The sequence below is a fragment of the Bradyrhizobium sp. 187 genome, assembly GCF_023101005.1.
Lineage (GTDB): Bacteria > Pseudomonadota > Alphaproteobacteria > Rhizobiales > Xanthobacteraceae > Bradyrhizobium > Bradyrhizobium canariense_D.
The window spans coordinates 5,917,645-5,938,834 of sequence record NZ_CP064693.1; the positions used below are offsets into that span (position 1 = coordinate 5,917,645).

Annotated in this window: 21 protein-coding genes; 7 read left to right on the forward strand and 14 right to left on the reverse strand. The window is 63.4% G+C overall.

Features of this window, described 5'->3' with window-relative positions; genetic code table 11:
* Positions 1–117: 117 nt before the first annotated feature.
* The 6 genes from IVB19_RS28680 to soxC form a co-directional block, all read right to left on the reverse strand.
* Positions 118–1,779: a hypothetical protein gene (locus tag IVB19_RS28680; RefSeq protein ID WP_247475476.1), complete on the reverse strand. Its 1,662-nt coding sequence runs from the start codon at positions 1,777–1,779 to the stop codon at positions 118–120.
* Between the two features lie 329 nt (positions 1,780–2,108).
* A complete protein-coding gene (locus IVB19_RS28685) occupies positions 2,109–3,284 on the reverse strand; it encodes a GAF domain-containing sensor histidine kinase (protein WP_247820421.1) in 1,176 nt (391 codons plus the stop codon).
* A 309-nt stretch (positions 3,285–3,593) separates the two neighbouring features.
* A complete protein-coding gene (locus IVB19_RS28695; RefSeq protein ID WP_247820422.1) occupies positions 3,594–3,944 on the reverse strand; it encodes a hypothetical protein in 351 nt (116 codons plus the stop codon).
* Between the two features lie 45 nt (positions 3,945–3,989).
* A complete protein-coding gene (locus IVB19_RS28700) occupies positions 3,990–4,460 on the reverse strand; it encodes a DUF302 domain-containing protein (RefSeq protein WP_247820423.1) in 471 nt (156 codons plus the stop codon).
* A 10-nt stretch (positions 4,461–4,470) separates the two neighbouring features.
* Positions 4,471–5,019, reverse strand: a complete 549-nt coding sequence (locus IVB19_RS28705; RefSeq protein ID WP_247820424.1) for a c-type cytochrome — start codon at positions 5,017–5,019, stop codon at positions 4,471–4,473.
* Positions 5,006–6,277 carry a sulfite dehydrogenase gene (soxC, locus tag IVB19_RS28710; RefSeq protein WP_247820425.1) on the reverse strand — a complete coding sequence of 424 codons (1,272 nt, stop codon included), beginning with the start codon at positions 6,275–6,277 and terminating at the stop codon, positions 5,006–5,008. Before soxC ends, IVB19_RS28705 begins: the two co-directional genes overlap by 14 nt.
* A gap of 163 nt (positions 6,278–6,440) precedes the next feature.
* Here soxC and IVB19_RS28715 point away from each other — a divergent pair, with 163 nt between their 5' ends.
* Positions 6,441–6,938 (forward strand): GNAT family N-acetyltransferase, encoded by a 498-nt coding sequence (locus IVB19_RS28715; protein ID WP_247820426.1) that lies wholly within the window; start codon positions 6,441–6,443, stop codon positions 6,936–6,938.
* A 15-nt stretch (positions 6,939–6,953) separates the two neighbouring features.
* Here IVB19_RS28715 and IVB19_RS28720 read toward each other — a convergent pair whose 3' ends face one another.
* The 5 genes from IVB19_RS28720 to IVB19_RS28740 all read right to left on the reverse strand — a co-directional run bounded on the left by IVB19_RS28720 (position 6,954) and on the right by IVB19_RS28740 (position 14,442).
* Positions 6,954–7,439, reverse strand: a complete 486-nt coding sequence (locus IVB19_RS28720) for a YkgB family protein (RefSeq protein WP_085360657.1) — start codon at positions 7,437–7,439, stop codon at positions 6,954–6,956.
* A gap of 270 nt (positions 7,440–7,709) precedes the next feature.
* Positions 7,710–7,952: a hypothetical protein gene (locus IVB19_RS28725; RefSeq protein ID WP_247820427.1), complete on the reverse strand. Its 243-nt coding sequence runs from the start codon at positions 7,950–7,952 to the stop codon at positions 7,710–7,712.
* A 51-nt stretch (positions 7,953–8,003) separates the two neighbouring features.
* On the reverse strand, positions 8,004–9,122 hold the full coding sequence (locus tag IVB19_RS28730; protein WP_085350272.1) for a DUF2336 domain-containing protein: 1,119 nt from the start codon (positions 9,120–9,122) through the stop codon (positions 8,004–8,006).
* Positions 9,123–9,448: 326 nt separating this feature from the next.
* On the reverse strand, positions 9,449–13,072 hold the full coding sequence (locus IVB19_RS28735; RefSeq protein ID WP_247820428.1) for an AsmA family protein: 3,624 nt from the start codon (positions 13,070–13,072) through the stop codon (positions 9,449–9,451).
* Between the two features lie 140 nt (positions 13,073–13,212).
* On the reverse strand, positions 13,213–14,442 hold the full coding sequence (locus IVB19_RS28740; RefSeq protein WP_247820429.1) for a cytochrome P450: 1,230 nt from the start codon (positions 14,440–14,442) through the stop codon (positions 13,213–13,215).
* A 127-nt stretch (positions 14,443–14,569) separates the two neighbouring features.
* On the opposite strand from IVB19_RS28740, the gene IVB19_RS28745 reads away from it, so the two are divergent.
* From IVB19_RS28745 to IVB19_RS28760, 4 genes are all read left to right on the forward strand, one after another.
* The gene (locus IVB19_RS28745) at positions 14,570–15,181 is read left to right on the forward strand and encodes a TetR/AcrR family transcriptional regulator (RefSeq protein ID WP_018454315.1); all 612 of its coding nucleotides are present in this window, start codon (positions 14,570–14,572) and stop codon (positions 15,179–15,181) included.
* Positions 15,182–15,373: 192 nt separating this feature from the next.
* A complete protein-coding gene (locus IVB19_RS28750) occupies positions 15,374–15,910 on the forward strand; it encodes a hypothetical protein (protein WP_018454314.1) in 537 nt (178 codons plus the stop codon).
* A 59-nt stretch (positions 15,911–15,969) separates the two neighbouring features.
* Positions 15,970–16,323: a hypothetical protein gene (locus IVB19_RS28755; protein WP_026232714.1), complete on the forward strand. Its 354-nt coding sequence runs from the start codon at positions 15,970–15,972 to the stop codon at positions 16,321–16,323.
* 22 nt (positions 16,324–16,345) lie between these two features.
* Entirely contained in the window at positions 16,346–16,768 is a 423-nt protein-coding gene (locus tag IVB19_RS28760) for a hypothetical protein (protein ID WP_524536771.1), read from the forward strand.
* 75 nt (positions 16,769–16,843) lie between these two features.
* Here the strand turns inward: IVB19_RS28760 and IVB19_RS28765 are convergent, their stop codons facing one another.
* A complete protein-coding gene (locus tag IVB19_RS28765) occupies positions 16,844–17,299 on the reverse strand; it encodes a hypothetical protein (RefSeq protein WP_026232713.1) in 456 nt (151 codons plus the stop codon).
* A 114-nt stretch (positions 17,300–17,413) separates the two neighbouring features.
* Positions 17,414–17,875 (reverse strand): MarR family winged helix-turn-helix transcriptional regulator, encoded by a 462-nt coding sequence (locus tag IVB19_RS28770; protein ID WP_247820431.1) that lies wholly within the window; start codon positions 17,873–17,875, stop codon positions 17,414–17,416.
* Between the two features lie 146 nt (positions 17,876–18,021).
* On the opposite strand from IVB19_RS28770, the gene IVB19_RS28775 reads away from it, so the two are divergent.
* Both IVB19_RS28775 and IVB19_RS28780 read left to right on the forward strand, forming a co-directional pair.
* Positions 18,022–18,930, forward strand: coding sequence for an alpha/beta fold hydrolase (locus IVB19_RS28775; protein WP_247820432.1), 909 nt, complete (start codon positions 18,022–18,024; stop codon positions 18,928–18,930).
* 56 nt (positions 18,931–18,986) lie between these two features.
* On the forward strand, positions 18,987–19,790 hold the full coding sequence (locus IVB19_RS28780) for an isocitrate lyase/PEP mutase family protein (RefSeq protein WP_085360645.1): 804 nt from the start codon (positions 18,987–18,989) through the stop codon (positions 19,788–19,790).
* 95 nt (positions 19,791–19,885) lie between these two features.
* Here the strand turns inward: IVB19_RS28780 and IVB19_RS28785 are convergent, their stop codons facing one another.
* Complete coding sequence (locus tag IVB19_RS28785) at positions 19,886–21,190, reverse strand: glycoside hydrolase family 130 protein (protein ID WP_085360783.1); 1,305 nt, start codon at positions 21,188–21,190, stop codon at positions 19,886–19,888.

Consider the following 21,190-nt stretch of genomic DNA (forward strand, 5'->3'; position numbering starts at 1 on the left):
TGAAATCAATGACTTACACTTGTGCGAAAATCGTCCGGCCGCAGGGCCGCGCCAGTTGCTCCGTCGGGCAAAACAGGAGCATGATGCCATCATCGCCACGACCGACCATATCTGGCGTCAAGCCGGTTTATGCGCCAGCACCGTTCCAATCCGCTCCTTCTTGAGCGCGAACTGCGCGGCCAATGCGAGGCCGAATGCCAGACAGAACGTCGTCCCAGCCGCAATGAAGCGCAGCTTATTGGTTTCCCAGATTGCCCCCTCCTGTGCCATCAGCGACAGCAGTTGGGGCAGAAGCAAGAACACATTGGTTGCCGCAAAGCCGAAGCAATTGAACAGTCGCCACGCGACCGTTCGCATCGAATTGTCGATGTCCGGCAGATCGGAGCAGCTCTGCCTGTCGAGATAGTACGAAATATAGACTGTCACGAGCGCCGGCCCGAGGCCCCACCGCAACATCGCAAAGTAAAGGCTGGCAAGGGACATTTCCCGCAAATTGCCCTCGCCAAAGTTATGCACGGCCAACGTCAGACCAGCGGGCCCTACGGCGAGCGCGACCAGGAAGCTCCAGCAATAAGTGGTGAGGTGGGACTGATCTGAATCGCTTCCCAGAGACGACATCGCAAATCGAAGCAAGAGAACGACGACGATTGCCAATCCATAATTGCAAAGCGAATACATGACCCATGCAATGGAGCGATTGGGGTCCTGCGCCCAGACGACGCCTCTGCCTTGCAGCACGTCATAAATCACGGCCGAAATGGTCACGCCCAGATAAACGGAGCAGATCAAGGCAATGATATAGACGATCCAGTACCGTAGCGGATTGTCGTGAATGGGCGCATCGATTTCGATGCCGAATTTGCTGGCCTCGTTGCGCAGGTCGATGCGGGAGCCGTTGCGATAGATCAGGTAACACGCGACAAGCCGGGCAAATCGGTTGTAGAGGTCCTTGATCAGTTGCGTGGCCTGGGGCGCAGCAAGGCCCGTCAACGTCCCAGCCTTCCACTGGCTCATCGTCGGCGCCCCCTGCTGGAAGTCTGCCATCAGCTTGTCGAAACCAAAGCTGTCCTCGGTGAAGAAGGTGGCGTCATCTCCGGTGTCGCGTCCCTGCGTCAGCCACCATTTCATGTAACAGATTTCCGCCCACATCCGATCCGGGGTGTTCGGATCCTTGCGGAAGTCCTGATCGACGACATCCGGAGAATTCGCGATGACTTTCGAGAGCACCTCCTGCGGCACACGCAGCGAAAAGCGGATTTGCGCCATGATCTGCTTCGCGAGCTGAGGCACGCTGATCCAGCTCTGGATCACATCGCGCACCATCAGCAGGACGTTCCATTGAGCCTCCTTCGTCAGGAGGAACAGATACACGATCCCCATTGCGGCGACGACGGTCAGGTACGGAGCAGACTGACTTTTCGCAGCCTCTATGAAGGCTACCGGAAATGCAGGAACCAGCGGCGCCAGGGCAATGACGTCGCGGTTCTCATGGATGAGAAGAAGGAAGAAGCCGCATGAGAATACGACAAAGATGAACCCGCCCAATCGATACTGCTGCCGGGTCGTCATGTATCGCGGGAAAGTCGGGACTTCGGCAATGTTGACCGCGCGGCCAAAAGCCTGCCAGGCCAACCGGCCTGCCACCACCAGGCCCAACAACGTGATGGACCAGCGCACCAGCGAAGGAACCAGGTCGGACGCGGCGTCACCGACCTGATCTGCGGAGGCTTGTGTCGATAGTAAAATGGAAATGACAATTCCCAACACGATGCTAGCCATAGCCTGAACTCCCTCTTGAGCGAGATAGTTCGAACGGGCCGCTCTACGCGGAATTAGGCGTACCGTAAATCCGGAGCGACCACGTGTGTGTGAACCAATTCACATCCTGTGGACGTTTTCGTGCAGCTCTCTCTCTCTCTCTCTCTGAAGAGGCACAATGCCTTGCCCGCAAGAAAATCGCCGGACCGCATCCGGAAAGAGCCTCGCACAATCAGCGCTATCAGCTGTTCGCCGGTTGCACCGTCGCGCAAAACAGGCGCATGATGGTATTGTCGGAGAATTGGCGCGACGCTTCGTGACGGCAAGCTAGGCCGGCGTAGCACGCCTTCTCAGCCGCGGGCCGGGCTCGCCGGAAACGTCGCGGTGAACACCGTTTCATCCCGCATCGACGACGCGACGATCAACCCGCCATGGGCGCGCGCGATCTCTTGGGCAATGTACAGTCCGAGCCCAAGCCCTTTCTGGTTCGGCAGAACGTCGCCGCGATCGAACGCAGTGAAAAGGCGCGGGATCGCATCAGCCGGAATTGGCGCGCCTTTGTTGGCAACGCTGAGATCAAAGCCAGCGCCGGTCGTCTGCGCCAGCACCCTGATCGGCTTGTCGGCGGCGCCATAGGAAATCGCGTTGCCGAGAAGATTGGACAGCATCTGACCTATGCGGTCGGCGTCGATTCTCACAGGTCCCGGAACGTTGACGACCGTTTCGATGACGCGATCCGGGTGCACGTTCTCGAACTCCGCGACAATTTGCCTGATGACAGGCTCGAGTGGCTGTTCTTTCAACTTGAGCTGCATCCCGGCGCCGAGCCGCGCGCGGGCGAAGTCCATGACATTGTCGATCAGGCCCGCCATCCGGCCCACGCTTCCCTGCAGGAGGTTGATCCAGTTCTTCCCCTCGTCATCGACCTTCTTGTTCAGAAGCCGCAGGCCGCCCTGGATCGAGGCAAGAGGGTTTCGGAGGTCGTGACCGAGCACGGCGATGAACTGCTCGCGCAGTTCCGCATTGCGTTGTTCCAGCGCGAGCCTGTTCTCGATCAGTTCGACGCGCTCGGCCGCTTCGAGATGAGACGCGATCAGCTCGGCAAAAAGCTTGAACATGCCGATGACTTGGGGAGTCCGAAGCTTGCGCGGCTTCGGATCGATCGCACAAAGAGTTCCGAAGAATGAACCGTCGGGCAGAATGATCGGCACGGAGATGTAGCTTTGGAAGCCATATTGTGCAGGCGTGTGATGCTTGCAGTAGCCGGCATCTTCGCTGACATTGTCGATGACAACAGCCTCACGGCTCTGCCGAATCTCATGGCAGATCGTGGTCTCGACCTTGAGCTCGTCACCGGGCTTCAGCCCGAACGCAAGTTCGTCACGCGAGGCACATGTGATCCACCTGTCCTCGGTGACGCGCGCAACGGCCGTAAACCCCATACCGGCGGTCCGGCTGACCACGTCGAGGATGGTCGAGACCGCAGCGATCCCGCTGATCTTGGCTATGTCGCGCTCGAAATCCATTGCCACTCCGCGTCGGAACTTCGCTGGACGACCGTGCCCCCCAACAAAGCGCGTCCTTGCAATGGTAAGAAGCACTGCCAGCCAAGTTATTCCGCGTCAATGTTACTCGACCCTCCGCCTTGGAAGGGGCTATCTGTTCCCAATGGAACATTTCAGCACGGCTAGGCTAACCGCCGACAGGCTTCGTGAGGATCACCTGGCCGACCTCGTCGCATTGCATCTCCATGCCGGGGTGTCCCGATATCTCGGCGGCGTGCGTCCGGCGGAGAGGACGAAGACCCACCTCGGAATTCGAAGCGAGCATCCGGCTCAGCGTACTCGCTCAGTGCGCTCGCTCGGTGTGGTGGAGCCTGAGACGCCTTCTTCGTTCGAATCGCTCTTGGGCTCCTGGATCAGCACCGCCGGTTCGTCATAACCCTTGCGGCTGCTGTAGAACACCAGCGCCATCAAGCCGATGCCGACCACCAGCGAAAACACGACACCGAGCACCAGTGCGACATAGCCCGACGCTGGCACCTCCGTTGTCGTGCTGAACCAGCCGAGATAGCCGAGCGCGCCGGCACCGACGAGGAAGGCGCATAGCACCGCTATGACCAGCCATCTGGCGATCTTGCCGTCTCCGGGAACGGGTGATTCAGGTTGCCCGTCTGTACTGTTCATGGATCTCTCCTCATGGCGCACGCGTCGCGCGGTCGTACCATTGCGCTAGGGGGCGGTGACTTTGGTCGCGATCGCGTGCAGGGCCGCCGTCATGGCGACAATTGCAGCCTTGGCCGGCTCGCCGATGTCGTAACGCCCGGCGATATACGCCGGATCATTGTAGGACAACCAGGTCGCGCCTTGTTCGTCCTGCCAGACCAGCGCCTTCAGCGGCAGATCGATGCCGCTGGTCTGCGACTGCTGCATCAATGGCGTACCACCCCTGGCGTTCCCGAAAATGATGAGATTGGTCGGGCGCAACGGCAGGCCGGCAGCGGCGGCGCCCGCGGCATGATCGACATGGGCGAATATTGTGAGGCCCTTGACTATCACTTCCTCTTCCAGCCGCTTCATCGTCTCTTCAGGCCCGAAACTGCTCCTGATCGTGATCAGTCCGTCGACGGCCATTGCATGGGTCTCCCATAAACATGTCGCAGCAACCAAAGCGAGGATCTTGACCAGCGCCGAAACCCTCATGATCACACGCTCATTTCTTGCGGAATAGTTTTGCCGGATCGAATTCCGGGTCCGGAATGAAGCCGTCGCGGTTGGGCATCTTGATCTTCGGCAAGCTGTCCTTATCAACCTTGCCGTCGGCGGAAACGATGCCATTCAGACTCAGGATGTAGGCGGTGACGGCATAGGTGTCGTCGGTGCTGAGCGAACCCGGTGTGGGATATGGCATCGCGCGGTGAATGTAGTCGTACAAGGTCGTCGCATAGGGCCAGAAGCTGCCGACGGTCTTGACCGGCGTGCTGGAGGCGAGTGTGCCCTGCCCACCGGCCAGACGATCCTTGATCCCGCCCTGGCCGTTGTCGCCATGACAGGCCGCGCAATTGTCGGCGAAGACCTGCTTACCCTGCGCAACCGTGCCGCCGCCGACAGGCAGACCCTTGCCATCGGGTGTGACGTCGATGTCCCATAGCTTGATCTCCTCCGGAGTCGCGGGACGGCCGAAATCGAATGCAAATGCGGGCGCCGCGAGCAGGCCGAGCGCGAGAGCCGCTGCGACAAGCCTATTATTATGCGAGGACATTGCGGACCCTCCCGGCCTCGTCGATGCTCCAGGTCTGCTGGGCGTTGTAGTGGAACAGCGCATTGCTCCCCATCGCGGCGATGAAGGACTGCCGGTCCGGCTGAACGTTGCCTTGCTCGTCGGTCGAGCGGCTCACGATCCTTGTCGGCTTACCGTCCCACACCCAGTCCATCTGAAATCGAACCTGGGCCTTCGACAGCACCGGCTGATTCAGCTGCGCCTGTTTCCAGATTTTCGCGCCGTCGGTCGATATCTCGACCCTGGCGATCTTGCCATGGCCGCTCCAGGCGAGACCGGAGATAATGTTGTAGCCGGGCTGGATCTGCATCGTGCCCGAGGGCTGTGTGATGACGGAGTTGGTTTCCATCCTCAGCTGGAACTGGCGGGCCTTGCCGTTGGCGAGCAGCTGCGTGTAGCGCGCCGTCTCCCAGCGGGTCATCCAGGGCTCAGTGCCGAACTTGAGACGGCGCAGCCATTTGATGTTGAGGTTGCCCTCGAAACCCGGCATCACCAGTCGCATTGGAAACCCGTGCGCGGGGCGCAGTGGTTCGCCGTTCTGACCGTAGGCGACAAAGGCCTCGTTCAAGATTTCGTCGGTCAACGGAATGCTGCGGTCGACGCCCGCACCGTCGCCTCCCTCCGCGAGCATCCAGTTCGAGATCTTCTCCTTGCCCGCGAGACCAATGAGGAACTTCAGCGGAACGCCAGTCCACTCATTGGTGCTGACGAGGCCGTGCGTGTTCTGCACCGTCAGGTCAGGGTCTGCCTTCTTCCAGTTTTCCCAGCCGTTTCCGGTACATTCGATGAAGACCACGCGCGTGACGGACGGCATCCGCTTAAGATCGTCGACGCTGAACACCAGCGGCTTCTGAACCAGGCCATGGATGAGCAGACGGTGCTGCGCCGGATCGATGTCCGGCACCCCGGAATGGCTGCGCTCGTAATGCAGATCGGTTGGTGTGATGTTGCCCACCAGCTTCTGATGCGGCGTCTTGGAGTTGATGGCATCACTGGGGTCGACGTTGCGCTTGCCTGGTGTTGCCTCGGGAATGCGATCGATCTTGACGAAGCGCGATCGTTCGCTGTGCGCACCGAGATCGGCCCCGGGCCCGCGATCAGGGATTTCGGCCAGGGTTTGCGCCGCCGCCGCTTCGGTCGCAACCGCCCCCAGAACGCCCGCCGACAGGCCTCCCACGAAGCCGCGGCGCGAGACGCTCGCGGGCCGTTGCAGTGATTCGATTTGCGTTTTGGACGTCATGCAATCTCCGTTGACCTTCGTGCTTGTTAGGAAATTCCACCGCTTTTCCATGGAGACATTGACCGGATGCCGCCGAAATTGCCCGTTAGGATGTGTTAGAAATCATGAGGGGGCGGCGAAGGCGCGTCATCCTGCCCTGCTCCGAAAGCGGCTATCCGGATCCATGGATCATTTCAGCACCGAGAACCTGACGGCCGAGAGGCTGAACGGAAATCATCTCGCCGACCTCGTCGCGTTGCATCTCGATGCCGAGGTTTCGCGCTATCTCGGCGGCGTCCGTTCGGCGGAGAAGACGAAGACCTCTCTCGACGCCAATATGGCGCATTGGGATCAGCATGGCTTCGGTCTGTGGGTGCTGCGAACGAAAGACGGGGCATTCGCCGGGCGAGCGGGCATCAGGCATATCCTCGTGGACGGTGTCGACGAGATCGAGATTGCCTACGCGTTCAAGCGCGAATTCTGGGGCCGTGGCCTTGCAAGCGAGACCGCGACCGCACTCACCGATATTGGACTGTTACACCACGAGCTGCCGTCCCTCATTGGCCTGGTCTATGTCGGAAATGGCGCATCGCGCCGCGTTCTGGAGAAGTCCAACTATCTCCTCGAGCGAACCACGTTCCGTCACGGCGAGAACGGCGTCCTCTACCGGATCCGGCGGTGAGAGACCGCCTGACGATCACCCGGTGCGCAGCCGGACAACCGATTGCGGCAGGGAGGCCAGAAACAACACCGCGCAAACGCACAGCAGGACGATGTCCTTGAACAGAAATTCGCCGGTCAGATTCCACGCCATCGGATCGGATGAAAGGCTCCATTTGACCACGCCGGGCGTCGTGAAGAAGAACGACCAGGTGATCGCAAAGGTCACCATGCCCATGAATGAACCGAGGGCGGACGAAACCGGGCTGAAGCTGCCTGCCGCGAGCAGCGCCGCAATCACGAATTCAGCGACACCGAGGACATAGGCCTCTCCCCTCAGGCCGAACACCGACAGCCAGGAGATGAACGGGCTGTTGCTGATGAACTGCGCGATGCCCTGCGCAGATTGCGGCGTGAATTTCTGCATGCCAAACGATACGAAGATGATCACCATGACCCAGCGCAGAATGGCAAGAGGACGATAGGAACCGCCCCCGACCTCAGCGACGTTGAACTCTTTCATCCGACCATGTCTCCCCGGTTTCACATCCATCAGCTCTGCGAGACTACGCTCGCTGAAGGCTGTACGAAGGGGAGCTTCGGTCGTTACCCGCGTCGGCCGGTTCCGGAGATCACAGCTGCGTGCGATGCGCGTGTTCGCGGGATGGCCGCGCGGTCTGGGGCTGTCGGCGCGTTAATGTGCCATTGAAGGAGCGACGGCGGTGCCCTGCGCTCGCAATGACGGTGTGGAAACAGCCGCTATCGCGCGGATGGAGCGGACGCCCGCGGAGTCTTACCTGAAATACCCGAGCACGAGATCGACATCCGCGCTGCCGGCCGCCGTGCCGTTCAGCTCGGCGTCGATGACGCGGCGGCAAGCCTCGATCGCGGCATGGTCGCCGAGGTCGTTGGCGGCTTCCAGCACGAGCCATGCCGCATCGACCGAGGTCTGGTCCGCTGCTCCGCCGCCGATCTCGCCGGCTGCGGCGTTGTTGAGGTTCTTCTTGCGAACGGCGGTGCCGAATTGAGGCAACATTGCAAATACCAATTCCCGGATGATGCTCGGTGTACCTGTTCGGTGTACCGCTCAGTGCACCTGCAGCTCGGGCTGACGACCCGTGACGGGATCGGCGCCGGTCTTGCGCGACTGGTAGAACTTCAAGACGCTGCGCGAGGTCTCGATCTTGAGCTTGCCGAAATCGCGTTCGTTGTCGTGGAGCTCGCGCGCCGTGATCAGATGATCCTTGGCGCCGAGGAACAGCAGCGACATGGTGGTGTCCCAGGAGAAGTCGAGCGCCTTGCACAGCACCAGGATCATCTCGCGATTGCGGTCCATCATCGCACGCTCGATCACGTCGACCGGCAGCGACGACAACAGCGACAGGCCGATCTGCACCTCGTCGAAGCGGTGCTGGCGCGCATAGTTCGAGATCGAGTCCTGGTTGAGGTTGCCCTGCCGGTACTGCGTCGTCACCACGCGCTTGGCGACGAAATAGCTGCGCGAGGACGGGCCGAACTTGGACTGCAGGTCGCCGGTGACGTCGCTTACCGAGCTCTGGATCTGCGCCATCATTTCCGGGCGCTCGTGCTCGAGCCGGCGGCGGACGTCCTCCGACGCCTTCGAGATCAGCTGCTGGAAGATGTGACGCGGCACGTCCTTGCGCAGGCCAAGCTGCTCGGCGAGAATCGAGTCACCCTCGGCGCGGCGGACCATGTGGAGCAGGCCCGAACCTGAAAAGCGCGCGCCCTCGTTCCGGGCAACCGACGCCACGACCTCCTGGTCGCCGCGCTTGACCAGAACGTCGGTGACGGCCTCGCCGATCGACTTGCGCTGGGCGATCGCGAGCAGATGCGACTGGCTCTTGGTCATGGCGCTCTCGACCAGCAGCTTCTCGTCGATACGATTGGAATCGCGCAGCACGGGACCGGCGACCTCGATTTCGTCGGCGATCGCGAGTTGCGCAACGACATTGAGCGGAGCGTGATCGCAGGCTGCCATCACCTCGGAGAGCTGCACCCGTGCGGCGACCTCGATCTCGTCGGCGAGCCGGCCGATGACTTCGCCGAACGTGCTGATCTCGTCGTCGCTGTAGCGACCGGTGATCAGAATGTCGGTCGCGTGCCACAACGCCTTGGTCCGGCTTTCGTCGGTGCCGCGTGCGATTGCGTCGTCCAGATCCTGCAGAAGTGTTGTCGCGCCGTTCATCCCGATGACCCCAGTTCTTGGCTGGCCATCCTGCTTGTGCCGGCAGGACGCCGAGTTCCTCTGGGAACAGAGGCTAGGGAACAAACGCGAGAATCCGGTAAAGTCGGCAGATCAGTTTTGCCGGGGAAAATTCGATAAAAAGCGAGGGAATGAGTTTACCGGTACGTCACGAGGAAGCTGCGCCCCCTCTCCCGCTTGCGGGAGAGGGTTGGGGTGAGGGTGTCTCTCCGGCGTCATGGCCGGGCTTGTCCCGGCCATCCACGTCTCACCGCCTGGGACGGAGAACGTGGATGCCCGGGACAAGCCCGGGCATGACGGACTATCGCCTACGGATTTGACGGCGTCAGCACCAGCGGCGGCTTTGGCTTGGGCTTTGCGGGCGGCGGGCCCGGGGCCGGCCTCACGTCGATCGGCGGAGGCAACGGCGCGATCTGCGTGCTTGCAAGCGGCGGGCTTGGTGCCGCGGGAGCGGCCTGCGGCGCCTTTGGCGTCGGCGCAACCCTGATATCGGACTTGGGCTTCGGCGGCGGCGCACGGCGCGGATCGCGGCCGGGCATCGGCACATCCGTGAGCGACGGCTCCGGCACCGGGTCTGGGGACACCAGGGTCGGCAACGCGGCGGTCGCCGGCGGCGGTTCGCCGCGCTCGATGGCGTCCAGCCGGCGCGTCTCGCGATCGATCGTGCGTACCGCGAGCCACGACGACAGCGGCCCGAGATCGACGGTGCGATTGAGCCTGTCGGGGGGACCGGCCGCGAACAGCTGGATTTCCGGCGGCGCGCCGGAGAGCCCGGTCATGATCGGCGTCAGGTTGGCGCGGATGTCGGCCTGGTCGGCGGGGATGTCGTAGCCGCCGGAGACGATGGCACGCGCGTTCTTCGCCTCTAGCGACGTTGCGCCGACGCGCAGGCGCCCGTCTCGGATCGTGAACGGGATCTGCGCCGAGGCCACTGCAATCGGACCCGCCGACAGTGCGGGCTCGACCAGCTGCCGCAATCGATTGTCGTCGGCAATTTGGCCGCCGTCGCTGGCGCGGATCGCGATTTCGAAGGCGCGCGGATTGAGGCCGGAGATTTCAGCGGATTCGAGCGTCACCGTGCCGTTGCCGGCGAGCGCACCGGTGAGCGCCGCAACGCTGCGGCCCTGGCTGGTCAGCGCCATCTGCGCCGAGGCGCGTCCCTTCGGCAGCGCGAGGTCGCGGTACCGCAGCGTCGCCGCGTCGACATTGCCGAGCTCGATACGCGCGTTCAGCGTCAGACCATTGGCGACATTGCGCGCATCGAGGCTCGCCGAGATCTCGCCGCCGCCGACGCCGCCCTTCATTGCGTCGAGCGCGAGCGACTGACCGTCGCTCCGGACCGTACCGCCGAAGGGGCGCAGCTCGATGCCGCCGGGCAACGTGCCGTGCAACGCCTGGAAGGCGACGCGGCCGCGCCAGCCGCCGAGAAGCCCGGCACTCAGCGGCGCATTGGCATCGTGTCCGGCCGCGCCGATGGCCATCGCGAGCGCGGGCACGAGGTCGAGCGTATCGAGGCCGACTTCGCCGTCGACGGTCTTCTCCTGATCGAGCGTCACCGCCAGATGACCGCGCAAATGCGAGCCGGCCAGGGTGCTGTCGAGATCGTTGAAGGTCAGGCGGTTGCCGGAGAGGCCGACGCGCGAAGACAGATTGACGCTCTGCACCGATTTATCGGCCGGGCTGGTCCCGAACAGCGGCGCCAGATTGGCGTTGCGCACGCGCAAATTCACGCTGCCTTTCGGCTCCGACAATTCGACGTTGCCTTGTGCGTCCGCGTCCAGCCCGCCGCCGCTAAGCTTTGCATTCAATTGCAGCTGATGGCGCCACGCGCCGCTCAAGCGGCCTTCGAACTGCGAAGCGCCCTCGCCTGCGGCCACCACGCGATCGAGCCCGAGCAACGCCAGCAGTGCACTGGCTTGCGGTGTCGCGACTTTCGAGTCCAGCGTGAAGTCGCTGTTGCGCAAGCGGTCGACGTCGATGCCGTTGACGGCGGCCACCGGCGTCTGCGCAGCCAGCGTCGCGGTGGCCTTGAGCTGGGGCGCGTCGAGTTCGAGGACAGCGCGCGCGTCGTTGCGATCGGCGTGCTCGGCGTTCTTGTCGAGGCTGAGGTCGAGCTTCAGGCGGGTCGCACCCGGCAGCGACGGGATGGCGTCGAAGCGCGCGCGCACCGATGGCGCAAACGGCTCGAGCAGTGCAGTGAGATCGCGCAGCGAATTGGCGGAGGATTTCAGCGCGAGCTTGCCCGTGGCCTTGGCGCGGTCGAAGCTGCCACTTGCTTCCGTGGTCACGCCACTGGCCTGGCCGAACCGCAACTGCTCCAGCGAGAGCGATGCGGGGCCGTAGCCGAGTTTCGCGGTGAACGGCCGCAGCTCCTGCCCGGCCGAGATCGCGCGGCCGATATCGAGCGACAGCTTCGCTTCCTCCGGCCATTCGCCCTGCGGTCCCGAAAGCGCGCGCACAAAACTTGCGGCCGCATCGAGGTCAAGGCGGTCGGCCTTGAGCTCCGCGTCGATCCGCGAGCCCTTGCTCGCGCCGGTCTGGACGAAAGCGATGCGGCCTTCGACCGCGCCGCCGTCGATCTCGGCCTTCAGCCTGTCGATGGCGAAATGGTTGGCAGCGATGGTCACGTCACCGGCAAGGCGCAGCGGCCGCGTGCTGCGGCGGTTGACCTCGCTGCGGCCCTGGAGCCAGGCCACTAGCGTATCGGGATCGGAGGAATCGACGCTGAGACGGCCGCTGAAGCTGTCGGCGCCGGGCGTCGCGCCGTTGAGCGAGAGCTGCGTCTGTCCCGGCGCGCGCAGCTCGAGCCGCTGGAAGGTCCAGGATCGCCCGTCGGTCGCAAGCTCGGCCGTGATGTTCTGGAGCGGGCGTGCGCCGAGCATGATCTGGTCGGAGTTGAACTCGATCTGTGCCGGGATCGGCGCCTGCGGGATTGCGGCGAGGCCTGCGCGGAGCGCCGGAAGGATGCGCTGCGGCTCGTCCTTGCCGGTCAGCTTGTCGGCATCGACCTGGCGCGCCGACAGCACCGCACGCAGCAGCGGCGAAGCCCCGAACCTGATATCGCCGACGCCGCCGAGCTTCAGCGCGGAGTCTTCGGACCCGAAGCTGGCGTCGACCTGCTCGAACTTGGCGCCGGCCGGATCAGCCTTGAGTTTCGTCGTGAGCTTCCAAAGCATCGGCCCCGCCTCGCCCGGCTTCTTCGGCGCCGGCACGGCGAACGTCAGCGCGCCCTCGAATTTCGGCAGGCGGTTGTCGAAGGCGAGCACGCCTTCGAGATCGGCGAGGATCGCGCGCTCGCCGGGATCGATGTTGAGGTGGAGGCGGGTGGCGTTGCCGTCGGCGCTCGGGCCGGAGGAGACGCGGAACGGATAGCGCACGCCGCTGAGGGCAAAACTGCCGTCGCCCCGGACCGAGCCGGCCAGCGAGCGCACATCGCCGGAGAAAGCGATGTCGTTGAGCTCCAGTGTCGAATGGCTGGCGGCATCATGCAGGGCGATGCGGCCGGTGAGGTTCAGCCGCTCGATCGCCAGCGATGCCAGATTGAAGCTGCCGCTCGCGGTGGACGGCAAATCGACCCGCCCGCGCGCGTCGAGACCGAGATCGACCGCCATGCCGTTGACCGAAAGCTCGGTGGCGCGCCATTCGCCGCGCATCAGCGAGCTCAGGCTGAACTCGACGTCGAGCTTGTCGGCGCGCAGGCGGCCGAGATCGTTGTTGCCGCCGAAGGTGACCGCGCGCAGCCGCAGCGTCGGCGCCGGCAGCAGCCGCGCGTCGAGCTCGCCCGCCACCCGCACCGGCACGCCGATGATCCTGCCGGCCTCTGCTTCGAACTGGGGCCTGAACTGGTTCCAGTCGACGAAGTACGGTCCGATCAGAGCGGCCAGCAGCGCTAAGATAAAGGCAATCGCCAATCCGAGCAGCGTCGTCTGCACGGGTCTCCCCTCGGCCAAACCGGATGCGGGCCTTGCCTGAGCCGCAGGGCCTCAGACGTACCGGAACAGCCCCTTATATAGGGGGAAGTGTGGCGAAGTCACAGCGACTGTTGCGCGCGGAGGTTAACGCCGGCGAGCCATCACCAGCTCGCAGGCAGCCGCTTCAGGCCGCGCAGCACGAAGGTCGGCCGCCATTCGGGGTTTTCGACGTCGTCGATGCGCAGGTTGGGCAGCCGACGCAACAGCGTGGCGATGGCGATCTCGGCCTCGAGCCGGGCCAATTGGGCCCCCAGGCAGAAATGGATGCCACCGCCGAACGACAGCGGCCTCACATTCTGGCGGGTGACGTCGAGCCGGTCGGGGCGGTCAGGATAGACCGCCGGGTCGCGGTTGGCCGAGCCCAGCAGGCAGAGCACGGTCTCGCCCTTGGGGATCTTGGCGCCGCCGAGATCGTCGATATCCTCCAGCGCGACCCGCCCGGTCATCTGCACCGAGGAATCGTAGCGCAGAAACTCCTCGATCGCGCCCACCATCAGGTCCGGCCGCGCCTTCAAAAGCGCGAGCTGGTCCGGATTGCGATGCAGCGCCAGCAGGCCGTTGCCGATCAGATTGACCGTGGTCTCGTGGCCGGCGCCGAACAAAAGGATGATGTTGGCGGTCAGTTCCTCGTTGGTGAGCTTGTTGCCGTCTTCCTCGGCCTGCACCAGCTGGGTGATGAGATCGTCGCCGGGATTTCTGCGACGCAGTTCGAACAGCTGCTGGAAATACATCTGCGCCATCATGTTGCCGGCGTTGCCCTTGGCGATCTCCTCCGGCGAGAGCGGCACGGGATCGAGCAGCCGTCCGCCATCGCGCGAGCTGTTATAGAAAGTCTCGCGATGGTCCTCGGGGATGCCGAGCATGTCGCAGATGATGGTCACAGGCAGGCGGAAGGCGAAGTCTTCGATCAGGTCCATGTGGCCGCGGTCGATCACGGCATCGATGGTCTGGTCGACGATCTCCTGGATGCGTGGCCGCATGTCCTCGACGCGGCGGGCGGTGAAGGCCTTCACGACGAGGCCGCGCAGGCGGGTGTGGTCGGGCGGATCGGCCTGCAGCATCCAGTGGCTCATGCTGCGGAAGACCGGCTCCTCCATGATCTTTTCGCTATAGCGGCGCCTGGAGCGCTCGACGAAATCCTTGCCAAAACGCTTGTCGCGCATCACAAGGCTGACATCGGCATGGCGGCTGGCGACGAACTGGCCGAACGGCGTCACGTGAATCGGGTAGATCGCGCGGAGCCGGTCATAATGCGGATAGGGATCGCGGATGAAGTCCGGCGACAGCGGGTTGAACAGCGGACCGCCGGTGCCCTGCACGTGCTCGTTCATGGTGACCTCATATCGGTTGCCGCATGAATCGCATACGCCGCAGCCCCTCTTGCGCAGCGTAACCATCCCGGAATTATCAACTCGATACATTGTTGTATCGAGTTGCATTTTGCCCTAAACTGCCCCGATGTCAAGGGTGAGAACTAGGCCGACCAGGGACGACACGCGCGACAGGCTGTTCGAGGCGGCGGCGCGCGTGTTCGAGCAGGACGGCATCGGCGGCGCCAGCATCGAGGCGATCGCGGCGGCGGCCGGATTTAGCCGCGGCGCGTTCTATTCCAACTTCAAGAGCAAGGACGAGCTGATTATCGCCATGCTCGAGGAGCATGTCGCGCAGTCGATCCGGCGCAACATGGACATCCTCGCGCAGCACGACAATCTCGACGACTTCATCGCGGCGCTGAAGGCGATGGATCGCACAAGGCAGGATCCGCTCGGCCGCTCGCCGCTGCTCCACATGGAGATGATCCTGTTTGTCGCCCGCGCCGAGAAGCGCCGACCGGAGCTTGCAAAGCGCCTGCGCGCGCGGCGCAAGCTGGTCGCCGACATCATCGAGGCAACGCTGAAGAGCAACGCGAAGGGCGACACGCTCAATCCCCCCTGGATGGCCTCCGTCGTGCTGGCATTGGAAGACGGCTTTCGCCTGCACCGCCTGATCGATCCGGAGACGACGCCGGCCGACAGTTTTCTGCGCGCGATCACGGATCTGCGGCGCAGGACGGGATTGTCGTTGAAGTAGCGTTTGTTTTCTTCAGATCGTCGCGCTTCGCTGTTCCCGCTCGGCATCGGCGCGCCGCGCCGCGCCGCTGGAACCTCGTCGCAATTCTCGCGCGCATTTTCCACATCCTCATACCGATCCAAGGAACGTTTCTGCAGCTTGCCACTTTATCCCGTGCCTGTTTTGGCAATTTGATCATTCGAGGAGACAGCGATGAGGATTCTGAAATTGTCTGCGGCCGCAGCTGCGCTGCTGGCCGGTACCGCGCTCGCCGTGGCGCAGTCGAGTTCGACGGTCGGCACTGGCGGGTCGTCAGCCGGCGGTGGCACCAGCAACTCGACCGTAGGCACGGGCGGTTCATCGGCGGGTTCGGGCAGCGGATCGGGCTCGGCCTCGACGCTTGGCACCGGCGGCTCGTCGGCGGGCGGCGGCACCAGCAGTTCGTCGATCGGCACTGGCGGCTCCGCCGCAGGCTCCGGCAGCGGCTCAGGCTCGGCCTCGACGCTCGGCACCGGTGGTTCGTCGGCGGGTGGCGGCAAGAGTTCGTCCAGCGTCGGCACCGGCGGCTCTGCGGCAGGCTCCGGCTCCAACTCGGCATCGACAGTCGGCACGGGCGGCTCGTCGGCCGGCGGCGGCAAGAGCGGCTCGACCGTGGGAGCGGCCGGCTCCTCCGCGGGACATGCCAGCGACATGGGCATGGAAAAGGGCAAAGGCCACCACAAGGACGAGATGAAGAAGGACAAGGACTGACATCCGGCCGGCGGAGCGGCAGCAATGCCGCTCCTTCGTCCTTCCTGAGGAGGACTGGCATGAACAGACCAATCGTTGCGATCGCAGTTTTGACTTTGATGAGCAGCGCCGCTGCGGGGGAAACCATGCAGAAAACCGGCAAGACCGCGTCCGGCGAGACCTGCCGGGTCACGGTGGAAAAACATCCCGACGGCAGCATTACCGCGCTGGGGTCATCGGGTTCGGGCACCACCGGCTCGACCTCATCGAGCGGCTCGCTGTCGAGCTCTAGCTCGGCCGGCGGATCGTCGGTGCACGTCCAGGCCGGTGGCGGCAACGTGTCGAGTTCGTCCTCGACGGCCGGCGGCCCGGGTTCGACCAGCGCGAGCACCGTCACGGTCAACGGCTGCACCATCTCGACATCGTCGCCATAGCAAAAGGATTTCACAGATGAGAATGTTGATCGCGACCTCGTCGGTCGCACTCCTGCTGGCCGTCGCCTCGCCGTTGTCGGCGCAAACCAGCATGACCGGCGGCACCGGGGGCTCGGCCGCGGCCGGCGGCACCTCGGCCAGCACGCTTGGCACCGGCGGCACGTCGACGTCGGGCTCCGGACAGACCGGCTCGTCGATTGCAGCGGGCGGCAGCGCCGCGTCTGCCAACGGCAAGGCGCAGTCCGGCACCAGCATGAACAAGGGCAACGGTCCGGTGCTCAATTCCAATGCGCGCGCGCAGGCGCATGAGGGTGGTACGTTCAGCCGCTCCCACACCCGCACGAAAGTGAAGGCGGGCGAGGAGGTCGGGTCGACCACCAAGACCATGTCGCACGTGCCGGGCTCCAAGCCGACCATGTCGACGACATCGACCAACGTGCGCTGAACATCCTCACGAGACTGCTGCCCGCAACCTGCGGGCAGTTTTTCTTTGTGAGCAGGTTTTTCGCTGGTGAACGGATCAACCGCCGCTCAGCGTGCGGCTGACGCGGGTCACGAGTGCATCCCACTGCCGCTTCTCGGCGGCCGGATAGTTGATCAGCACGCAATGCACGTAGCGGCGGCCAAAGTTGCAGCGGTCGTACCAGATCTTGCCGCCCCGGGTGCTGGAGACCACGAAGAAGCGCGGCGTGATGCGCTTGTAGGTGATGCCGGGCGGCGGATTCTTCCGCGCCAGGAAAGCGGCCGGTGAGCTGCCGTCGTTGGGAACGGCCTGCACCGTCAAATCCGCACGGCCGTCGCTGGTCCGGTACTGCATGCCATAGCCGTCGGGCCGGCCGGCTTGCTCGGTGAAGATGGACGAAGGGATATCGACGCTGGTCCCGGTCTCGGGAATGCGATAGCCGCTCCAGCTGTCCGCGCGGGCGGCCGCCGGAAAGGCACAGAGCATGACAAGGATGGTGGCGATCTTCTTCATCGTATGGCCCGGCTTGTGCTGGTGGGCCGACAACGTGGGGAAACGCCGGACGTTCCTTTCCGCGATGTGAACGCGCGTTGCGCCCAAGCCGGATGATAGTCTCGAGCGCGCCCGCTAGCGAGCGCGTTTGCCCTTGTCCGTGGGCAAGGGGCAATTCGTACAAGCGCTGTCGTCGCACATGCGGCAGATCGTGAAGCGATCTATCTCGGAGGTATCCTGCCGAGCCAACAACTCATGGAGCAGCGTTTCAAGGCGCTTCGTTTCAGCCGGCGACAGTACATCCAGAAGCGACGCGACGGCCGAAATCCGCGAAGTCATCAAATCGTTGCGGGTTGCGGCGCCCTTCGCCGTCAGGTGCAAGGCAACCTCGCGGCCATCCTGTCCGGGCCGACGTTCGACCAGCCGATCCGACACCAGACGATCCACCAGCCGGACCGTTCCTGAATGCGACAGGCCAAGGATCCGCCGCAGCTTGTCGTTGGTCATGCCCTGGCCATAGCCGATGACGACCAGTGCCGCAGGGGTCTCGCCACCGCGGCCGATGACCTCGCGCGCGCCCTGCTCGATCCGATCCATGACGGCGAGCGAAAGCGCCCCCAGCAAATTTGCGATTCCAGTTTCCATACGCCGACAATATGTGCGGAGCGCACAAAAAACAACTTGACGATATGTGCACTCCGCACATAATTTGGATCGCAGGCTCGATCACATGGAGAATGACGATGAATACTCGGAGCGCGGCACGACAAGCGAATGCCCAAGCGGATACCAGGGGCACCGAACCCGCCTTGAAATACGTGCAGGCCAACGGCGTGCGCTTCGCCTATCTCGAACAGGGCGATGGCCCCCTGGTCATGCTCCTGCACGGCTTTCCCGACAATGCCTGGTCGTATCGAAAGCAGCTGAAGGTCTTCGCGGATGCCGGGTATCGTGCCGTCGCGCCGTTCCTGCGTGGCTATGCGCCGACCGAGATTCCGGCGGACGGCATTTTCGATCCGATCGCACTGGGCAAGGATCTCGAAGCCCTCATCGCGGCGCTGAGCGACGACGGACAGGCACGCGTCGTCGGCATGGATTGGGGCGGCACCTCGACCTTTCAGGCGCTGGCCACGGCGCCATCGGCAATCAAGGCCGCCGTGGTCATGAACACCGCGCACCCGATTACAATTTCGAGCATCAGACGGGATCCGGAGCTCGTTCGAGCCGTCTTCCACGTCTATTTTTTCCAGCTGCCCGGCGCCGAATCCGCGGTCAATACCGAGGGCCTCCCCTTTGTCGACTATCTCTGGAAGCTGTGGTCACCGACATTCAACAATGCCGAGCACATCCGTTCGATCAAGGAGACACTCAGCTCGCCCGGCACGATGGCCGCAGCGCTGAAATATTACGGAGGCCTGACCGATGCGGGGCTCACGGGCCGGCTGCCGATCAATGACATGCACACGCCGACGCTGACGATCTATGGCAGCAACGATCCGACAGCGAGGTACTCGGTCAAGGAGGAGCCGCTGTTCAAGGGGCCGCACAAGCGGATTGTCCTGCCCGATGTCGGGCACTTCCCGCACCTCGAGCGTGAGGAAGAAGTCACCGGCCTGATCATGGACTGGTTCAAGACGCACGCGCCTGACTGAACGCAGAGGGCGGTGGCCCACAACATCCTTCGATTTTCTAATCTGGAGTGCGCGCAATGGACGCCAAGACACAACATCAATACGCCGAGACCTTTCATGCCCTTCACAGGAAGGGCGATCCGCTCGTCCTGTTCAACGCCTGGGACGCCGCCACCGCCAAAGCCATCGCGAAGACCGCTCCGGCCATCGCGACCAGCAGCGGCGCGGTCGCCTCCGCACTTGGATACGCCGACGGAGAAAATGTCCCGTTCGACATGGTGACCGGCCTCGTATCGCGGATGACTGCGGCCGTGTCGGTTCCAGTCTCAATCGATCTGGAGGCAGGATATGGCGACACCCCGGAGGCCGCCGCCAGATCGGCGACCGAGATTTTGAAAGCCGGCGCCGTCGGCATCAATATCGAGGACGGGCTATCGGGGGGAAAGCGGCAACTGGTCAATCCCGAACTCCATGCCGCCAAGATCAAGGCCGTGCGCGACGCCGCGAAAGATCTGGGAGTTCAGCTATTCATCAATGCGAGAACAGATCCGTTCCTGCTGAAATTCGGATCGCCGGACGAGTGCATGAACGAAGCGGCAAGGCGGGCGAAGGTCTATGCCGAGGCCGGCGCCGACGGAATTTTCGTCCCCGGCCTCACCGACCTCGCTCTCATTGAAAAGTTCGTTCAGCTCACGCCTCTGCCGGTCAACATCATGGTGACACAAGGCGTTCCCGCACTTCCGGATCTGGCTCGCGTCGGCGTTCGGCGGGTCAGCCTCGGGCCGTGGCCGATGCTGGCAGCGATGCGGGTGATCGGACAGGCCGCGGCCGCGGTCGCCGCGACCAAGCAGTACGGCACGTTCCTGCAACCGGATGCTTGAGTCCGGACATCACCAGCTCGACGCAGTGTTCTGCGCCGACCGCTTCACGCTTTTTCCAATCCACCGGATGGTGTCGAGAACGGTCAGCGCAGTTCCTATGCGCTCCTGTCCATGGCCGCAATCAAGGATGCGATCTCGATGGTCGCGAAATTGCAATAGCTGTCGGAAACCGCGTAGGGGAAGATGATCTTGTCGTGGTGGCGCATCGCGCCGCAAGTGTAGACGACGTTTGGAACATATCCTTCGCGTTCGGAAGGGTCCGGGCGCAATAGTGGCTCGCGCAGGCGGCCGAGCACCTTCGAAGGGTCGTTCTTGTCGAGCAGCGCGGCCCCGATCGAATATTTTCGCAAAGGTCCGACGCCGTGCGTCAGAAGCAGCCACCCGACGTCGAGTTCGATGGGTGATCCGCAATTGCCGATCTGCACAAATTCCCAGGGGTATCGCGGCTTCAGAATCGGCTGGCCGCCATCCCACGTCTGGAGGTCGTCGGAAAAGATCAGATAGAGGTTCTCGTTGTCCTGGCGCGCGATCATCGCATATCTGCCCCCGATCTTGCGCGGGAATAACGCCATGCCCTTGTTGCGCGCGGCACTGCCTTTCAGGGTCGATAGCCGGAACGATACAAAGTCGGACGTCTCGATCAGCTCCGACCGGATCGCCCGTCCGCTATAAGCGGTGTAGGTCGCGTAGTAGATCGTCTCGCCGGCGTTGCTGAAATGCACAAAGCGGGCGTCCTCGATCCCGTTCGACTGCGCTTCAGTGACCGGGAAAATCACCCGCTCGCTCAGATCCTGGCCGGCCGCAAATGTAACATCAATCTCGTCGCCGCCGGCGCCCGATGTCAGCTTGGCGAGATCGGGGCTGGATGCAAGGCGCGCCGTCGGGTCGATGGTCACGGTCCCGTCTGCCGCAATAAGCCCCGAGCGAAATGTCAGGGACGACACGTGACCCTCGCCGACGGCACGAAGACTCAGGATGAAGCGAAGGCTGCCTTCCGGCGTTCCGGATTGATCGGGATGCGGCACGATACTCGGATTGAACAATGCCGAGGCCTCGAACGAATATTCGTTGAGAAAATAGGCGCCCGCGAGTTGGCGCTGCACCTGCGTGAATACAGCATGGTCGGCCAGCGCCTCTTCCATTTCCGCGGCGCGTGTCTCGAATATCTGCAACAGGTTGCGGTGACGGCCGAGGAAATTCTCCAGAACGTCGGCCAATTGCCGGTCAGCCGTCTCGGCATCGAGCGCGAGGACCCGTTCGACGATATGGTTGGCGCGGGTCTTGTCCGTCGGATTGAGGTCGCGCGGCTCTGTTGCCGGCTTGAAAGGCCGAACGATGACACGGGTCGGATCAGGCCGCAGCTGAAGGGCTTGACGTTTGAGGAAGGGAGATTGCGACAA